Annotated in this window: 17 protein-coding genes; 6 read left to right on the top strand and 11 right to left on the bottom strand. The window is 63.0% G+C overall.

Annotation, left to right across the window (positions count from 1 at the left end; translation table 11 throughout):
* Window positions 1–150 precede the first annotated feature (150 nt).
* The 11 genes from alkB to F758_RS0115630 all read right to left on the bottom strand — a co-directional run bounded on the left by alkB (window position 151) and on the right by F758_RS0115630 (window position 10,281).
* Window positions 151–804, bottom strand: a complete 654-nt coding sequence (alkB, locus tag F758_RS0115680) for a DNA oxidative demethylase AlkB (protein WP_024508740.1) — start codon at window positions 802–804, stop codon at window positions 151–153.
* Window positions 801–1,550, bottom strand: a complete 750-nt coding sequence (locus tag F758_RS0115675) for a 2OG-Fe(II) oxygenase (RefSeq protein WP_024508739.1) — start codon at window positions 1,548–1,550, stop codon at window positions 801–803. Before F758_RS0115675 ends, alkB begins: the two co-directional genes overlap by 4 nt.
* Window positions 1,551–1,790: 240 nt before the next feature.
* Window positions 1,791–2,477 carry a DUF2848 domain-containing protein gene (locus F758_RS0115670; protein ID WP_024508738.1) on the bottom strand — a complete coding sequence of 229 codons (687 nt, stop codon included), beginning with the start codon at window positions 2,475–2,477 and terminating at the stop codon, window positions 1,791–1,793.
* Window positions 2,470–3,822 (bottom strand): amidase, encoded by a 1,353-nt coding sequence (locus tag F758_RS0115665; RefSeq protein WP_024508737.1) that lies wholly within the window; start codon window positions 3,820–3,822, stop codon window positions 2,470–2,472. Before F758_RS0115665 ends, F758_RS0115670 begins: the two co-directional genes overlap by 8 nt.
* A 23-nt stretch (window positions 3,823–3,845) precedes the next feature.
* Complete coding sequence (locus tag F758_RS0115660) at window positions 3,846–4,166, bottom strand: AtuA-related protein (protein WP_024508736.1); 321 nt, start codon at window positions 4,164–4,166, stop codon at window positions 3,846–3,848.
* 4 nt (window positions 4,167–4,170) lie between these two features.
* A complete protein-coding gene (locus tag F758_RS0115655; protein ID WP_024508735.1) occupies window positions 4,171–5,511 on the bottom strand; it encodes an acyclic terpene utilization AtuA family protein in 1,341 nt (446 codons plus the stop codon).
* The gene (locus F758_RS0115650) at window positions 5,511–6,230 is read right to left on the bottom strand and encodes an ABC transporter ATP-binding protein (protein ID WP_024508734.1); all 720 of its coding nucleotides are present in this window, start codon (window positions 6,228–6,230) and stop codon (window positions 5,511–5,513) included. The genes F758_RS0115655 and F758_RS0115650 overlap by 1 nt, the downstream gene beginning before the upstream one ends.
* Window positions 6,220–6,951, bottom strand: a complete 732-nt coding sequence (locus tag F758_RS0115645; RefSeq protein ID WP_024508733.1) for an ABC transporter ATP-binding protein — start codon at window positions 6,949–6,951, stop codon at window positions 6,220–6,222. The genes F758_RS0115650 and F758_RS0115645 overlap by 11 nt, the downstream gene beginning before the upstream one ends.
* On the bottom strand, window positions 6,941–7,861 hold the full coding sequence (locus F758_RS0115640; RefSeq protein ID WP_024508732.1) for a branched-chain amino acid ABC transporter permease: 921 nt from the start codon (window positions 7,859–7,861) through the stop codon (window positions 6,941–6,943). The genes F758_RS0115645 and F758_RS0115640 overlap by 11 nt, the downstream gene beginning before the upstream one ends.
* The gene (locus tag F758_RS0115635) at window positions 7,854–8,780 is read right to left on the bottom strand and encodes a branched-chain amino acid ABC transporter permease (protein WP_024508731.1); all 927 of its coding nucleotides are present in this window, start codon (window positions 8,778–8,780) and stop codon (window positions 7,854–7,856) included. Before F758_RS0115635 ends, F758_RS0115640 begins: the two co-directional genes overlap by 8 nt.
* Window positions 8,781–9,033: 253 nt before the next feature.
* On the bottom strand, window positions 9,034–10,281 hold the full coding sequence (locus tag F758_RS0115630; protein WP_024508730.1) for an ABC transporter substrate-binding protein: 1,248 nt from the start codon (window positions 10,279–10,281) through the stop codon (window positions 9,034–9,036).
* A gap of 103 nt (window positions 10,282–10,384) precedes the next feature.
* On the opposite strand from F758_RS0115630, the gene F758_RS0115625 reads away from it, so the two are divergent.
* From F758_RS0115625 to F758_RS0115600, 6 genes are all read left to right on the top strand, one after another.
* On the top strand, window positions 10,385–11,293 hold the full coding sequence (locus tag F758_RS0115625; protein ID WP_024508729.1) for a LysR family transcriptional regulator: 909 nt from the start codon (window positions 10,385–10,387) through the stop codon (window positions 11,291–11,293).
* A 246-nt stretch (window positions 11,294–11,539) separates the two neighbouring features.
* Window positions 11,540–11,950, top strand: coding sequence for a Zn-ribbon domain-containing OB-fold protein (locus tag F758_RS0115620; protein WP_024508728.1), 411 nt, complete (start codon window positions 11,540–11,542; stop codon window positions 11,948–11,950).
* A 4-nt stretch (window positions 11,951–11,954) separates the two neighbouring features.
* Window positions 11,955–13,094, top strand: a complete 1,140-nt coding sequence (locus tag F758_RS0115615; protein WP_024508727.1) for a thiolase C-terminal domain-containing protein — start codon at window positions 11,955–11,957, stop codon at window positions 13,092–13,094.
* Between the two features lie 102 nt (window positions 13,095–13,196).
* Window positions 13,197–14,111 carry an SDR family NAD(P)-dependent oxidoreductase gene (locus tag F758_RS0115610; protein WP_024508726.1) on the top strand — a complete coding sequence of 305 codons (915 nt, stop codon included), beginning with the start codon at window positions 13,197–13,199 and terminating at the stop codon, window positions 14,109–14,111.
* A gap of 109 nt (window positions 14,112–14,220) precedes the next feature.
* Window positions 14,221–15,387 carry an SMP-30/gluconolactonase/LRE family protein gene (locus tag F758_RS0115605; RefSeq protein ID WP_024508725.1) on the top strand — a complete coding sequence of 389 codons (1,167 nt, stop codon included), beginning with the start codon at window positions 14,221–14,223 and terminating at the stop codon, window positions 15,385–15,387.
* 172 nt (window positions 15,388–15,559) lie between these two features.
* The gene (locus tag F758_RS0115600) at window positions 15,560–16,675 is read left to right on the top strand and encodes an SMP-30/gluconolactonase/LRE family protein (RefSeq protein ID WP_024508724.1); all 1,116 of its coding nucleotides are present in this window, start codon (window positions 15,560–15,562) and stop codon (window positions 16,673–16,675) included.
* The last annotated feature ends 132 nt before the right edge of the window (window positions 16,676–16,807 follow it).

The following is a 16,807-nucleotide window of genomic DNA, read 5'->3' as shown; positions in this document are numbered from 1 at the left end:
CGCGAACCCGGAATCTCGAGGTTCTCAGATGTGGAACTGCACATCAGAGTTCGATGCTATCGCGTCGCCCCGGAACGACGGAGCGAGGCAATTCAGATCTGCCTTCTTCCCGGCACCTCTGGATCGCTCCTCTTCGGTCGCAGGACGAAGCTAGCGCGCCCGCCGAAACGTCAGGTTGATGCGCTGCCGGCCAAGCAATGCGTGTTCGCCATCGGCAAGCGGCGCGACGCCGTGAAAGAACAACCGCGACGGGCCGCCCCAAACGACCACGTCGCCATGTTGCAACCGGTAACGCTGCGGCTTGTCGGCGCGTTTCGGGCCACCGAACAGAAACACGGCGGAAAGGCCGAGCGAGACCGAAACGATCGGCTGATCGAAATCGCGCTCGTCGCGATCCTGGTGCAGGGACATGCGCGCGCCGGGCTCGTAACGGTTGATCAGGCAGGCATCCGGCGCAAAGCCGGCGAAGCCCGCGCGAGCGGCGGCCTCTCGGGCCAGCAGGAGGAAAACCGCCGGCATGGCGGGCCAGGGCTTTCCGATCTCCGGGTCGATGGCGTCGTAGCGATAACCGCTGCGATCGGTGACCCAGCCGAGGGAGCCGCAATTGGTCATCGCCACGGACATCTGGTGACCGCCCGGCGTGTGCATGTGACGAAACGGGGCTTGCGCGATGATCGCGTGCAACGCGGGCATCAGATCATGTTCGAACGCCTTGGCAAAGCCGCGCAGCAGCGTTGCGCCGTCCGCGATCTTTTGCCGCGCAGGGCCAACGTCGAGGACGCCTTCAAACAAATCCGCAGTCATTTGGCGTCGTGAAAGATCACGCCTACGGTATGGCGGTGGCCTACACGGAGACGGCTCACGCCATGGCGCATGTTCACGCGATAAGGCCCGCGCGTCCCCTGCACCGGGCGGTGATGCACGGCAAAGGCGACCGCATCGCCTTGGCATAGAGCGACCACCTCGGCGCGCGACTGCATGCGCGGCCGCTGCTCCGTCAGCACGAACTCGCCCCCTTCGAAATCCCGGCCCGGCTCCGAGAGCAGGATCGCGACCTGCAGCGGGAAGACGTGCTCGCCATAGAGATCCTGGTGCAGGCAGTTGTAATCGCCGGCCTCATATTGCAGCAGCAGCGGTGTTGCGCGCGTTTGCCCCGCGTCGTGACAGCGCTTGAGGAAAGCCTCATGCCGCTCGGGATAGCGGATATCGATCCCCATCGCCTCGTTCCAGCGATTGGCGATGCCGCAAAGCCGCGCATAAAGCTGGGGACGCAGTTGCGCGATGACGTCGGGCAACGGGTAGGAAAAATATTTGTACTCGCCACGCCCAAAGCCGTGCCGCGCCATCACGATGCGGCTGCGGAAATGCGAATCGTCAGGATAGAGCGCGGCGAGACGCCGGCATTCCTCGGGTGTGAGAAGCTGCTTCAACACCGCGCAGCCCTGCGCATCGAGCTCGCTTTCCACGCGCGCCCAATCGATGGCCTCGACGCGGGCGGCGACGTCGGACGATGGAACCGTACGAACGATTTTCTTTGCATGTGCGATCATGCCAGCAGTCTCGCAGATCGCGCGGGGTGCCACCACCCGATTTCTGACGGAACCGGTTGCGAACTCCGGTCATTCCGGGGCGATGCCGCCGGGTCCGGCCTGTGGCCGGCCCGATGATAAACTCAGCATCGAACACTGATGTGCAATTGCACATCTGAGAATCTCGAGATTCTCCGATGCGCAATTGCGCATCGGAGGTCTGGTCCTTCGGATCATCCCGGAATGGCGATCGGGATGGAGCTAGCCCCGCACCGGCAGCGTCACGATGTCATACGCGTGCCGGATGCTGCGCTTCAGCACCGGGTCTTCCAGCTCGAACTCGAACCGTTCCGCCGGGCGGATGCCGCCCTTGGCGGCAAAGGTGCCGCCGAACATGGCGCAACCGTCGGGCAGTTTGCCGCCTTCAAAGCCGCGCTTGACCAGCTCGTCGACCGGCAGCATCGCATCGAGCGTGCCTTCCTGATAGAGCTCGCGCTTTCCTGCGGTGCAGGCATAGGAGCGCAGAATCAACCGGTCCCAGTGCGCGGCGACGTCTTCCAGCTCCCACAACACCGGCGCGATCGGCTTGTCGCACATCTGCTTGGAGACGGTGACGTTATAGGTCTCGACCTTGCGGTCGGTGTGGTCGGAGCCGAGGCCGACGAAGATGCGCCCCTGCCAGCCGATCAGCACGAACTCGACCTCGCCGCTGGACTCGTTGCCGCAGACCTCGATGCTGTCTTCCTGCGTCAACCGCCGCGCCGAGGCGCGGTAGTAAATCGGCGTCGTTGCGGGACGCGCGATGCCGAGCGCCTCGAGCTCGGCAATGTGCTTGTCGCGCGCCACCGGATCGCGCCCCGTCCAGCCGGCGATCACAAGCTGATCGATTGCGAGCGTCAGCGGCGTCGTGGTGCTCTTGGCATCGACGGTGAAGGTGAGATCAAACACGGATCACCCCCTCAAATGCTGCCGCAAGCTCGAAGATGCGGCGGTCCGCGCCGCCGGGCGCTGCCAGCATGAAGCCCACCGGCACCTCGCCTTCCTTGTGGGCAGGAAGCGAGATCGCGCAGCCGTCGATCAGGTTGATCAGCGAGCAGTTGCGAAGGGAACGCAGGTTCGCCCTTGTGAACGCCTTATCGTCGGCGGCGAGATCGGCGATGCGCGGCGGGGTATTGGCCGTGGTCGGCAGCACCAGCGCGTCATAGGACGCAAGCCGCGCATTGATGCGCGAAATCAGCGAACGACGCGCGTTGAGCATATCGATATAGTCCGCCGCGCTGATGGCCTCGCCACGCAGGATGCGCACGGAGACACGAGGATCGTAGACGTCGCCCTTGCTGGTGAGCAGATAGCGATGCCAGGCATAGCTTTCGGCGGCGGCGAAACCGCCCTTGCTGTTGATCGGGCCGGCATCGAGGAATTCCGGCACTTCGATATGTTCGATCTCGGCGCCCAGCCGCGACAATGTGCTCAGGACACGATCAAAGGTCTGCGCCACCGGTTCATCAAGCTCGTCCAGCACGATGGTGGTCGGCACTGCCAATCGCACGCCCTTGATCGGGCGCTGACGCAGCGGCGTGACCGGCTCGTCCGCCAGCACCGCATCGAGGATCGCGCAACAGCCGACACTGCGCGCCAGCGGCCCATAGCTGTCCAATGAAAACGACAGCGGCACGCCGCCGTCGAGCGGAATGCGCCGCTGCGTCGGCTTGTAGCCGACAATGCCGTTATAGGCGGCCGGAATCCGGCAGGAGCCGCCGGTGTCGGTGCCGAGCGCGCCATGGGCCATGCCGTCGAGCACGGAGACCGCGGCACCCGAGGACGAGCCGCCGGGGATATGGCCTTCGCTCCGCCGCCAGGCGCCCTTGGGCGTGCCGTAATGCGGATTGATGCCGATGCCGGAAAAGGCGAACTCGGTCATGTTGGTGCGGCCGATCACGATGAATCCGGCGCGGCGCAGCCGCGCGACCACCGGCGCATCGGCTTCGGCCGGGGCGGAATCCTCCAGCGCGCGCGAACCCGCGCGGGTCACCTGCCCCTTGATGTCGAACAGGTCCTTGATGGAAATCGGAATGCCGGCAAAGCGCGACGGCGCCGCCTTGGCTTTGCGCAGGCGATCCATCGCCTCAGCCGCATTCAGCGCCGCTTCCTTGTCGACATGGATGAAGGTGCGCTGCCCCTCGCCGGCGGGGTCGGCGATCCTGGCGAGGCATTCCTCGGTGAGCTTGCGGGCGCTGGTGCGGCCGGCTTCGAGATCATCGGCGAGTGAGTTGAGGGTCGGAAGCTTGGTCATGATCATCTCGCCTGACAGTTCGGTTAGGTCTTATCGACAGGCGCCTCGATCTCCAGATCGAGCAGCGCTGATGACAGCGACTTGCCGTGCGCGTCCAGCGCCAGCGATCGCGTCACTCCGCCGCCGAGCGCCCGGCTCATCACGAAGTTCAGGGCACCTATCCTGGGCAGCTCATAGCGCACCACATCGCCTTCGACAACGCCAGCGAAATGGGCCTTCACTCGGGCCGCAGTGACCTGCTCAAGCAGCAGCGGATAATCCCTCGGATCATAGGCGATCACGGAAATGTTTGAGGTATTGCCCTTGTCGCCGGTGCGGGAATGAGCGATTTCGCGCAACTTCATCGCGTTACACCTGGACAAAGCGCACTTGCGGTTTTGCCAGTCCGCGCGGCAGCAGGACGGAGGCGACCGCCACCACCTCGCGGGCGGATTTCCAGGCGCCACCGCCGCCGGCGGGGCCGTTGGTATAGAGCGTCTCGACCTCGTTGCCGATCCTGACCGCTTCGCGCAGACTTTCGGTGCGGCCGGTGACGCGGATACGGACCTCATAGGGCTCGTTGGCATGCGCCGAGACTTGCGGCCCGTGCAGCGAGTCCACTCCGATCAGGTCGAAGCGCAATTCGCTCGCGGCAACACCGGTCAGCTTCAGCCGCTCGCGGACGATGTCGAGCGCCAGCCGCCCGCGCGCCAATGCTCCGGGACCGGCATAGGAGATCTGTCCCTCGCCGATGAAACTGTCGACATAGCCGACCGAGACCTTGAGCGTCCCGGTCCGCTCCGTGCCGCGCCCGCCTGTGATGCGGACGCGATCCAGTCCGATCTCCTCGACCTCGACTTGCGAGAAATCCGCCACTACGTCGGGCTGGATGTATCGCGTGGGATCGTGCACCTCGTAGAGCAATTGCTCCTTGCAGGTCCGTGCGGTGACGGCGCCGCCCGAGCCGGCGACCTTGGTGACGACAAGCGAGCCGTCCTCGCCGACCTCGCCGATGGGAAAGCCGAGCCGCGCGAGGCCCGCGACGTCCTTGTAGGGCGGATCGGCAAAATAGCCGCCGGTGATCTGTCCAGCGCACTCCAGCAAGTGTCCGGCGACCGTGCCCTTCCCCAGCAGAATCCAGTCGTCCATGGCCCAGCCGAAGGCATGGATCATCGGCGCCAGGAACAGCGCGGGATCGGAGGCGCGGCCGGTGATCACGATGTCGGCGCCGGCCGAGAGCGCGTTCGCGATCGGCTCGGCGCCAAGATAGGCGTTGGCGGAGATAACGCGGTTGCCGAGCTGCTTGATGGTGCCGGCAAATTCCAGGATCGGCAGATCGCCTTGCCTGCAAGCCTCTAACGCGTCGTCGCCGACAACGGCCGCGATCTTCAGTGACGAGAGTCCGAGTGAACGCGCGATCTCCGCCGTCTTCTTCGCCGCCGATTCCGGATTGGCCGCGCCCATATTGGTGACGATCTTGATGGCTTTGGCGGCGCATAGGGGCAGCACCGCGCGCATCCGCTCTTCCAAAAGCGGATCGTAGCCGAGGTCCGGATTCTTCAGGCGCGCCTGCTGCGCCAGCGCCACCGTGCGCTCGCCCAGGCATTCGAACACGAGGTAGTGGATGTCGCCCTTTTCGGCGAGCTCGACCGCCGGCTCGATACGGTCGCCCGAATAGCCTGCGCCGGAACCTATTCTGATGGTCCGCATCATTTCAGCCCGAAATAGGCGCGGTGCAGGGCCTCATTTCCGCTCATCTCGGCCACCGTGCCGGAGAAGCGGATGCGTCCGCCTTCCAGCACGAACACCCGCGTCGCGACTTCCAGGAAACTGATATTTTGCTCGGCGATCAAGAGCGCCAGTCCCCGCCCCTGCAGACCGCTGAGGACGCGGATGACTTCCTTGACGAACAACGGCGAGAGCCCTGCCGAGGGCTCGTCCATCACAAGGAGCTTGGGCTCGGCGGAGAGTGCCTTGGCGATGCCGAGCATCTTGCGCTGGCCACCGGAGAGACTCGAAGCCAGCGCGCGCCGCTTGTCGCGCAAGACCGGAAAGAGCTGGTAGAGCTCCTCCATGCGACGGCCGGGATCGGCATGGCCGAGCGCCTGCGCGCCGATGCGGATATTTTCCTCGATGGTGAGATCGGGAAACACCGCAAGCTCCGACATGTAGGTCATGCCGCGCCGCATGCGGTCGCTGGAGCGCATATGGGTGATGTCGTCGCCGCCGAGCTGGATGGTGCCGCGGCGCGCTTCGACCAGGCCAACCAAGGATTTCAGGAAGGTGGTCTTGCCGGCGCCGTTGGCGCCCAGCAGCAGCACGGTTTCGCCGGGCCGTACGTCGAGATCGACGCCCCACAACACCTGCATGCTGCCGTAGCCGGCCTCGATGCCGGCAGCGTTCAACAGCGGTGCGGCTTCAGGCGGCATGCTCGCCTCCCAGGAACACTTCGATCACCTGCGGCTCCTGCACGGCGGCAGCCAATTTGCCCTCAAAAATCTCCTTGCCGGCGTTCAAGACAATGACGCGGTCGGTGATGTGCTCGATAAAGCCCATCAAATGCTCGACCACGATGATCGCCATGCCGCTTGCGGCCAGCGCCTTGATGCGCCCGGCGATCCAGTCGAGCTCCGCCGGATTGAGCCCGGCGGCAAGTTCGTCGAGCAGGAGCAGCCGCGGACGGGTGGCGAGCGCGCGGGTCAGATCCAACATCTTCTGCTGGGCGCTGTTGAGCTCGGACGCCGGACGATCGGCGAGTTCGGTGAGGCGATATTCGTCGAGCAGATCGGCAACGCTCGGCGGCGCCACCGCCGGGCGGCCGTGGCTGAGCGCGACCTGGACATTCTCGCGCACCGTCAGCGACATGAACGGCTTTGGCACCTGGAAGGTGCGGTTGATGCCGCGGTGCACGAGCCTGTGCGAGGCGATGCCGCCGATCGGCTGGCCATCCAGTGTCACCTCGCCGCCATCGGGCGCGTAGAGGCCGGAGATCACGTTGATGGCGGTGGTCTTGCCGGAGCCGTTGGGACCGACCAGTCCCAAGATCTCGCCGGGAACGACGTGGAAGCTCAACCCGTCGAGCGCATGGAAGCCGCCAAAGCGCTTCACGAGCTTTGCGACGTTGAGGATAGGTCTTGCCTTAGGGGACATGCCATCCCCTCCGCGTCGCCAGCGACACCAGGCCTGCCGGCAGGAACAACACCAGGCCCATGATCAGGAGGCCATAGATCAACTGGAAATATTGCGGCGTGGTGAAGCCGATCAGGTTGTAGATGCCATAGAGGATGATCACGCCGACGATCGGCCCCGTGATGGTGGCGACGCCGCCGAACAGCGCGAACACGATCGCAAAAATGCTGAACTCGCCGGAGAATACGTTGTCGGGATAGAACACCGAGACGTACCAGGCGTAGATGCCGCCGGCGAGGCCCGCGACCAGTGCCGATGCCAGCCAGGCGAGGACGCGCATCTTCACGACGTTGACGCCCGCCATGGCGGCGCTCACCGAATCTTCCCGCACCGCCTGCAGGGCGAGCCCGAAGCTGGAGTTTTTCAAATAGACAACAGCGGCGACCGTCAGCGCGAGCACGACGACGGCGGCCATATAGGCTGAATTGGGATTGAAGGTGCCGGTCAGCGACACGCCATACGGCCCCTTGGTGATGCTCTCCAGCGCGGGATTGGCCACGAGGTGCAACACCGCAAGAGATGCCGCGAGGTTGGCGATCGCGAAATACGCGCCCGACAGTCGCAACAGCGGCGTCAGCAACAGCCCGAGCAGGATGCCGACCACGCCCGCGGCCAGAACTGCGAGCAGCGCCGGCGCCTGCAGATGCATCACCATGATGGCAAAGCCATAGGCGCCCGCGCCGAAGAAGCCGACATAGCCGAACGGCAGATAGCCGGTGAAGCCGTAGATGATGTTCACGCCCTGCGCGAGGACCAGGAAGATCACGAAATTGAACAGCAGGAGATGGTTTTGATACACGCCCGGCAGCACCGCCAAGACGATGACCAGCGGTGCGAGAATGAAGAGCGTATGCTTGAGGGCGCTAGGCAACGCGCACCTGCCTTCCGAGCAACCCGCTCGGACGCAATAGCAGGATCAGGATCAACAGAACGTAAGGCAAGAGATCGGCCCAGGAGGAAAGATAGGTCTGCACCAGCATGTAACAGACGCCATAGACGACACCACCGAGCGCGGTGCCGAGCGGATTGCCGAGCGAGCCCAGCACCACGATCGCAAAGGAGGTGACGGTCGCATCGGCGCCAAAGGCCGGCGTCACCGACCCGAACATGAAGGGCGCGAACACGCCGGCCACCGCGGCAAGACCCAGTCCAATGCCGAAGGCCGCCGCCGAGACGCGATCGACGTCGATGCCGGTCGCAAGCGCCTCATCGCGCCGCGACATCACCGCGCGAGTCAACGTGCCGAGTCGGCTGCGGTAGAGATAGAGATAGACGAGGCCGATCGCGACCAGGCTGGTTACCGCCGCGATCACCCAGGGCGCCGGAAATCCCTGGCCGAATATCTGCACCGGCCCGGCCGGGCCCGGCTTGCCGCCAAACCACTTCACCTTGATGGTCGAAAACACCGTGCCGAGCAGCCGGCTCTGGATTGAGCGTTCGCTGGTGCCGGCGAAGATCGTGGTGATGGCTTCGATCACCTGCGAGAGGCCGAAGAACAGGATGATCGAGAGCATCTCCGGATTGACCGAGCCCTGCAGCCTGGGCACCAGCACCCAATAGAGCAACAGACCGGCCAGCAGGAAGACGATGAACGCAAGCGGCACCGCGAACAGCGGATCGATGCCGGCGAGCGTCACCACCCCGAGCGCAATGAACGCGCCCAGCATCAGCACGTCGCCATGCGCAAGATTGACGATGCGCATGACGCCGAACACGAGATTGAGGCCGATACCGACCAGGCTGAAATAGAGACCGAACAGAACGCCGGCGACCAGCGCGTAAGTCAACATGCTAGACCATACCGTTGTCCGCGGGGCGCGCGTATATCACTCCGTCATCCCCGCGCAAACGGCTCCGCCGTTTGTCGCTGAGAGGCGCTCGCGAAGCGAGCCTCGAAGGGTGAACGGCCCCGCTGCAAGAGCCGGGCCGTCGCCCTTCGAGACGGCCGCGTTGCGGCCTCCTCAGGGTGACGGGGATGGAGAGCTCACCTCGTCCAAATCCGCTCATCGCCCCGACGTCCTCTTGCCTCTTGACCCGCACTGCTCATGGAGCCGGATAGACCGGTTTGCCGGTCGCGGTCTCGTGCGGATAGATCGAGACGAATTTGATATGGCCGTGATCGTCGAGCGTGAGCTGGCCGAGCGGCGTCAATTCGCCGATCTGTCCGCCCGTCTCGTCGAGCGCGAAGGTGCCGTCCAGCGTCTTGAGCTGGCCGGAGAGGCTGAACACCGCGCGCCGCAGCTCCATCTGATCGAGCGAGGTCGCGACTGACAGCGTCTTTTCGATCACGAGCCCGGTGGTGTAGCCCGCGACCGCATTGAAGCCGAACTCGATCTTGCCGTCAGGATATTTCTTGTCCCAGGCGGCCTTATAGTCCTTCATCGGCATGCCGAAATTGACGGGATATTCCAATTCCGACGGCGGCACATAGGTCCAGATGTGCTCAAGGCCCTTGGCCCCGATGTTCTTCTCCAAGAGCTCGGTCTCGAGTCCGGCATAGATCGCGAACAGCATCTTGAACTTGATGCCGACGTCCTGGACGTTGCGCAGGAAGGCGATGTCGTTCGGCGCGTAGCCGAAGTGAATCACCGCATCCGGATTGGCGTTGTTGATGTTGTTGATGATGACCGTGTAGTTCGTGGTCTCGGTCGGCACGCCCTGATCATAGACGATCTCGATGGGCGCGCCGGAATCCTTCACGAACTTGCGGAACGCGTTGGCCTGCGTGCCCGTGAACTCGTTGGTGGCGTAAAGAATGGCGATCTTCTTGATGCCAAGGCCGGGACCGTCATGGGTGACGAAGTCGGCGACCGGCTTCGGCCAGACGGTCGACACCGGGTCGGCCATCAGTGCAATGTAAGGATTGTCCTTGGAAAAGAAGCTTGCGCCGGTACCGGTCTGGTCGAACAGGAACATCTTGTGGTCGCGTGCGATCGCAACGGCAGGCGCGGTCAGCACCGAGCCGGAATCGGCGACCAGGAGATCCACCTTGTCCTGCGTGATGAGCTGATTATAGAGGGTCGAGGCGGTCGCGGTGTTGCTCTGGTCGTCGTAGGAGATAAGCTTGACCGGCAGCTTCTTGTCGAACGCCTTTACATAGACGCCGCCCTCGGCGTTCTTCTGATCGGCCCAGAGCTTCAGCGCGCTATAGACCGGCATCGAGATCGAGGCATAGCGGCCCGAGGAGGCATAGAGGGTGCCGATCTTGATCTCCGCCGGCACGTCCGCCGCAAAGGCCGGTCCGGCCAGCAGCGCGGCCGCGGCCAGCGCGGCCAAACTGTTCTTGAGCATTACGTTTCCTCACCAGTGTTGTCGGCCCCTTTTGGCGCGTCCGCGCGGACAAATCAACTATACGAGGATTGAAATAATTCAATCTCAGCCATACGATTTATCTATGGACATCAGCCTGCGGCAAATGCGCTCCTTCGTCGCCGTCGCCAAGCTCGGAAGTTTTACGCGCGCCGCCGAATTCCTTCACGTCTCCCAGCCGACGCTCACGGTGCAGATCAGGCGGCTTGAAGAAGCGCTGCAGCTCAAGCTTTTCGATCGCAATCCCAGGTCGGTGAACCTGACGCGCGTCGGCCGCGACCTGCTTCCCTCCTTCGAGCGGACGCTGCAGGATCTCGATTCCGTGCTGCTGGACGTGAAGCACGTCTCGACCGCGCAGCTTGGCGTTGTGCGCATTGCCGCGCTGCCGTCCTTTGCCGCGAGCCTGTTGCCTGATTCGATCAGGCATTTCAGGAAGCAGAACCCTGGTGCCTCCTTCGCCGTGAAGGACGTCATCGCCAGTGCAGTGCTTGGCCTGGTCCGCTCCGACGAAGTCGATCTGGGACTTACTGGCGGCAATGTCGATTTTCCGGATATCGAGGTTCTGTTCAGGGCGAGCGACGAGATCAGGGTCGTCTATCCCAAGGGCCACCCGATCGATCGATTTTCCCGCATCACGGCCGAGCGCCTGGCGCAGTTTCCCATCGTGATGATGGATGGCCGCACCAGCGTGCGTGCGGTGACGGACAACGCCTTCCGGAAGGCGAAGCTGATGCCGACGCCCGTGACGGAAACCACCCAGATGATGACGGCGCTCGGCATGGTGCGCGCCGGCATCGGCATCACCTTGTTGCCGGCTTCCGCGCGCGAGATCGCGGCCGAACCCACCTTGCGGGCCCGACACATCAGCGACCCCAATTTTTCGCGGCCGGTGTGGCTGATTAAAAGGAAGAACCGCACGCTTCCGCCATTGAGCAAGGCCTTTGCCGATCATCTCTCGCGCGAGCGCGTCAGCTTTCTCAAGCGCGACGACTAGGACCGTCGTTGCGAGGAGCGACAGCGACGAAGCAATCCAGACTGCGTCCGCGGAGAAGGCCTGGAGTGCTTCGCTTGCGCTCGCAATGACGGCGGAGGTTGGGATTCCTCCAGCTCGGCGACCGCTCTAGCGCAAATTTTGCGCGCGGTGGAATACGCGGACCGAGCGCATAGCTGCATCGCCGTTGACGGCAGGTCCTCAATTGGCGCATCAAGATCGCAAACGATCTCGATGGAGGAATTGCCGATGACTGAGGCAGCGCGGGCGCGACCGAAACCGACTCCGGAGACACAGCATTTCTGGGACGGCACGCGAGCAGGCGAGCTTCGTCTGCAGCGCTGCGAGGCTTGCGCGAAGACCTACTTTCCGCCGCGGCCGTTCTGTCCCGCCTGCGGCTCGCGCGAGGTCTCGATGTTTAAGGCGAGCGGCAAGGGCAAGCTTTACAGCTACATCATTCATCACCGCCCGGCGCCCGGCTTCACCCCGCCCTATTCCATTGCGGTGGTGGAGCTCGACGAAGGTCCGCGACTGATGACCAATATCGTCGATTGTCCGCAGACGCCGGAAGCGCTTGCGCTCGACATGCCGGTCGAAGTCAAATTCGAAAAGCTCGACGAGCAGATCACCCTTCCGCTCTTCCGTCCAGCGAGGGGGTAAGCCGATGCGCAGAAACCAGGTCGCCGTCGTCGGCGCGGCCGAGACCACCGAGCTCGGCGTTATCCCCAACATGTCGCAAATCCAGTTGCATGCCGATGCGGCGCTGAACGCGATCAAGGATGCGGGCCTGAAGCTCTCCGATATCGACGGCTTTGCCACCGCGGTCGAGACACCGCAGCAGATCTGCCATTACCTTGGCATCACGCCGACCTGGGTCGACGGCACCTCGGTCGGCGGCTGCTCCTTCATGCTGCACGTCCGCCACGCCGCGGCCGCAATCGAAGCCGGCCTTTGCAAGACCGTGCTGATCACCCATGCCGAAAGTGGCAGGTCCAACATCGGCCGCACGCCGCGCATGGTCGGACCCGACAGCCTGAACGGGCAATTCGAACTGCCTTACGGCGTCACCACGCCGGCCAGCATGTTTCCCATTCCCGTGCTGCGATTCATGAAGACCCATGGCATCACCCATGAGCAGCTCGCCATGGTGGCAGTGGTGCAGCGCGAATGGGCGGCGAAAAACCCGCGCGCGACCATGAAGGAGCCGATCACGGTTGCCGATGTGCTCAACTCGCGGATGATCGCTTATCCGTTCCGGCTGCTGCAGTGCTGCCTCGTCACCGATGGCGGCGGCGCCTTGATCCTGACCTCCGCCGACCGCGCCAAGGATTTCCCGCGTAAGCCGGTTTACATCCTCGGCACCGGCGAGAGCGTGGAGACGCCCATGGTCAGCCAGATGGAAACGTTCAATTCCTCGCGTGCCTTCAAGGTGGCGGGGCCGCTCGCCCTTAGGGAAGCCGGCATCACGCACAAGGATGTCGATCATCTCATGATCTACGATGCCTTCGCGCATCTGCCGCTTTACGGACTCGGCGATCTCGGCTTCATGCCGTATGAAGAGACTGGAAAATTCATCGCCGAGGGCAACACGCGCCCCGGTGGCAAGCTGCCGCTGAACACCAATGGCGGCGGTCTCTCCTACATGCATTCGGGCATGTACGGCATGTATGCGCTGCAGGAGAGCGTGCGCCAGATGCGCGGCATCGCGCCGGCGCAGGTGCCGGGGGCGAAGATCTCGGTTTGCCATGGCGTCGGCGGGATGTTTGCGGCATCAGGCACGATCATTTTTACGAACGAACGTTAGCGACTCTCGTCATTCCGGGGCGCGCGAGCGCGGACCCGGAATCTCGAGATTCCGGGTTCGCCTCTTCGAGGTGCCCCGGAATGACGACCAACAGGAGACAGCATGACAAAATCACTCCAGGACAAAGTCATCGTCGTCACCGGAGCCGGTCGCGGCATCGGGCGCGAGATCGCGCTGCTATGCGCGGCGGAAGGCGCCAAGGTCGTGGTGAACGACCCCGGCGTTGCCTCTGATGGCTCGGGCTCAAGCGCGGCGCCAGCCGAAGAAGTAGTCGAGGAGATCAAAAAGCGCGGTGGTACGGCGGTCGCGAACTTTGAAAGCGTGGCGGAAGCGATACCCGCAAGCCGCATCGTCAAGACCGCGACCGATCACTTCGGCCGACTCGACGGGGTCGTCAACAACGCCGGCATCCTCCGCGACATGATCTTTCACAAAATGAGCGTGGAAGCGTTCGAGGCGGTGATCAAGGTGCACCTGATGGGCTCGTTCTACGTCTCGCATGCGGCGGCCCGGCTCTTCCGGGAACAGGAGAGCGGCTCCTTCGTCCACTTCACCTCGACATCCGGTCTGGTCGGCAATTTCGGCCAGGCCAACTACGCGGCGGCCAAGCTTGGCATCGTCGGTTTGTCGAAATCGATCGCGCTCGATATGCAGCGCTTCAATGTGCGCTCCAACTGCGTCTCCCCCTTTGCCTGGAGCCGGATGATCGGGACCATCCCGACCGAGACCGAAGCCGAGAAGGCGCGCGTCGCCAAGATTCAGCAGATGGGCCCCGAAAAGATCGCGCCCGTTGTGTCCTATCTGCTCAGCGACGCCGGCAAGGAGGTGACCGGCCAGATTTTTGCGGTGCGCATGAACGAAATCTTCCTGATGGGCCAGTCGCGTCCCTTGCGCTCAGTGCATCGCAGCGAAGGCTGGACGCCACAGAGCGTCGCTGAGCATGCAATGCCGGCGCTGAAAGCCTCGTTCTACAAGCTCGACCGCTCGGCGGATGTCTTTGGCTGGGATCCGATTTGAGCGGGTCTGCGAAGAATACGATGTGAGATAGTGTCACCAAGCCCTGCCCGCTTTATGCCGGAATGCGGGCAGATGGTTTCCTTCCAACAAAAAAATTTGGGAGGAGATCATGACAACCCCACTGACCTTTCGAGACATTCAGACCAAAACCGGCAGCCTCAACCGCCGTACCCTGCTAACGGGCGCAGCGGGGGCGCTGGCAGCGACGGCCGTGACCATGGAGACGGCCTCGGCTGCGACAGTAGCGCCGTTCGGCCAAACCGGCGCTCCAACGCGCTCAACCGGGCCGCTACCCTTGGGGCCGCTTCCCGGGAGCCGCTATCCGGATTCCCATCTGGAGTCGGCCCATCCCAAGGTTTCGTTCGGACCTGCCGGCTTTCCAGCCTTCGCCGGCACCATGGCGGTTGAGCGCGTTGCGACGGGAATGCGCTGGGCCGAAGGGCCGGTCTACTTCCCGGCGGGGCGCTATGTGCTGTTCAGCGACATTCCCAACAACCGTATCATGCGCTTTTCCGAGGATGACGGTCACCTAAGCGTATACCGGCAACCGTCGATGAACTCGAACGGCAACACCATTGATCGGGAAGGACGTCTGATCACTTGTGAGCATAGCGGCCGGCGAGTGACCCGGACCGAACTCGACGGCTCGATCACGATCATTGCTGACAAATACAATGGCAAGAAGCTCAACTCGCCGAACGATGCGGTTGTCGCTTCCGATGGTTCGATCTGGTTTACCGATCCAATTTACGGCATCGGCGGCTACTACGAGGGCGTGAAGGCGGAGCCCGAGCAGGAGAAGCACAACGTCTACCGCGTTGATCCGAAATCCGGAGAGATCAAGGTCGTCGTCGATGACTTCGTGGAGCCCAATGGCATCACCTTGTCGCCTGACGAGAAGAAACTCTACGTCATCGATACCGGCTTCACGGATGGACCGGACAACCCGTCGCATATCCGCGTCTTTGACGTGGATATCGGGACCGGAAAAGTTTCGAACGGCAAAGTCTTTGCGGAAATGCCCAAACCCAGCATTACCGACGGGATGCGCACTGACACCGCTGGGCGTATCTGGTGCTCCGTGGGTTGGGGCGATCCGAACGAGGACGGCGTGCGCTGCTACACTCCAGAGGGTGAACTGCTCGGCAAGATCCACATTCCGGAAACTGTCGCCAACCTGTGCTTCGGCGGCCAGCAGCGAAACAGGCTTTACATCTGCGGCTCGAGCTCTCTGTACGCAGTCTACACGAGTGTACAGGGCGCTATGAAACCGTGACCGGTCCCGAGAAAGTGGAAGCGCAAAAGCGCGCCCAATTGTTGGGCTAAGGGATCCGATCGAAAAGAGACTGTGGATCAAACTATCTCTGGTTGTTTGGCCTGATCCGCCCGCTTTATGCCGGAATGCGGGCGGATGTTTTCCTTCCAACAAAAACCGTTGGAGGAAAACAATGACAGCTCCACTGACCTTTCCCGACAATGACGAGAACAAGACCGGCAATCTAGATCGCCGCACCCTGCTGAAGGGCGCGGCAACGTTGGCTGCCGCAACTGCGATGGCCTCAGAGGCATCGGCGCGCGACTATGGCCGGAGCGCCGAGCCGGAGCGATATCCCGATCCCGACGTCATCGTCATCGATCCGAAGCGCTTCAAGGCCAAGGTCGGCAACACCGCGATCAAACGCCTTTACACGGGCTGCCTTTGGGCGGAAGGGCCGGCCTGGAACGCACAAGGCCAATATCTGGTCTGGAGCGACATCCCGGCCAACCGCCAGCTTCGCTACCTCGACGATGACGGCCACATTTCCGAGCAGTTCCACAAGCCCTCCAATGAAGCCAATGGCAGCACCTTCGATTTCGAGGGACGGCAGATCACGGCCGAGCGTACCCGGTTGGTCCGGTACGAGCACAATGGCTCTGTCACAGCGCTCGCCGAACAGGCCAACGGCAAGCCGCTGAATGGGCCGAACGACATGGTCGTGCATCCCAACGACGGATCGATCTGGTTCACCGACCCCGGTTACGGCGCGCTCAGCACCTATGAGGGACAAAGGGCGAATACGGGATCGCTGCAGCCCTATCAGAAGGAAGCGGTGTATCGGCTGGATGCGAAGACCGGCCAGCTCAGCAAGGTCGCCGACGATCCCTTCAAGCCGAACGGCATCGCCTTCAGCCACGATTACAAGAAGGTCTATGTCTGCGATACCGGCATCACGCATTACCCGCAGGCCAAGAACATCGTTTGGGCCTATGACCTCAACGGCGACAAGCTCTCAAATCCGCGCCAGTTCATCGACATGACGCTGAACGGGAAATCGGGTTTCCCCGACGGCCTGCGGGTCGATATCGACGGCAATGTCTGGGTCGGCGCGGGCTGGGTCGGCCCGGGTTATGACGGCGTGCAGGTCTTTTCCGGCGACGACGGCGCGCGGATCGGCCAGATCATCCTGCCTGAAACCTGCGCTAACCTCTGCTTCGGCGGCAAGAAGCGCAACCGCCTGTTCATGACGGCGAGCCAATCGCTTTATGCCGTCTATGTGGAGACGCAGGGCGCGCATAATTGTTGATTTTGCACCAACCACTACTCTCATCGCATGGCCGGGCTTGTCCCGGCCATCCACGACTTGGCCGAGAAGGAAGGCGTGGATGCCCGGGACAAGCTCGGGCATGACCAATGAGCAAGGGGCGACATCGTCCTT

The organism is Bradyrhizobium sp. ARR65 (genome assembly GCF_000472385.1).
Lineage (GTDB): Bacteria > Pseudomonadota > Alphaproteobacteria > Rhizobiales > Xanthobacteraceae > Bradyrhizobium.
The sequence above is the reverse complement of the archived record's forward strand: the minus strand, read 5'-3'. Positions and strand labels throughout refer to the sequence as shown.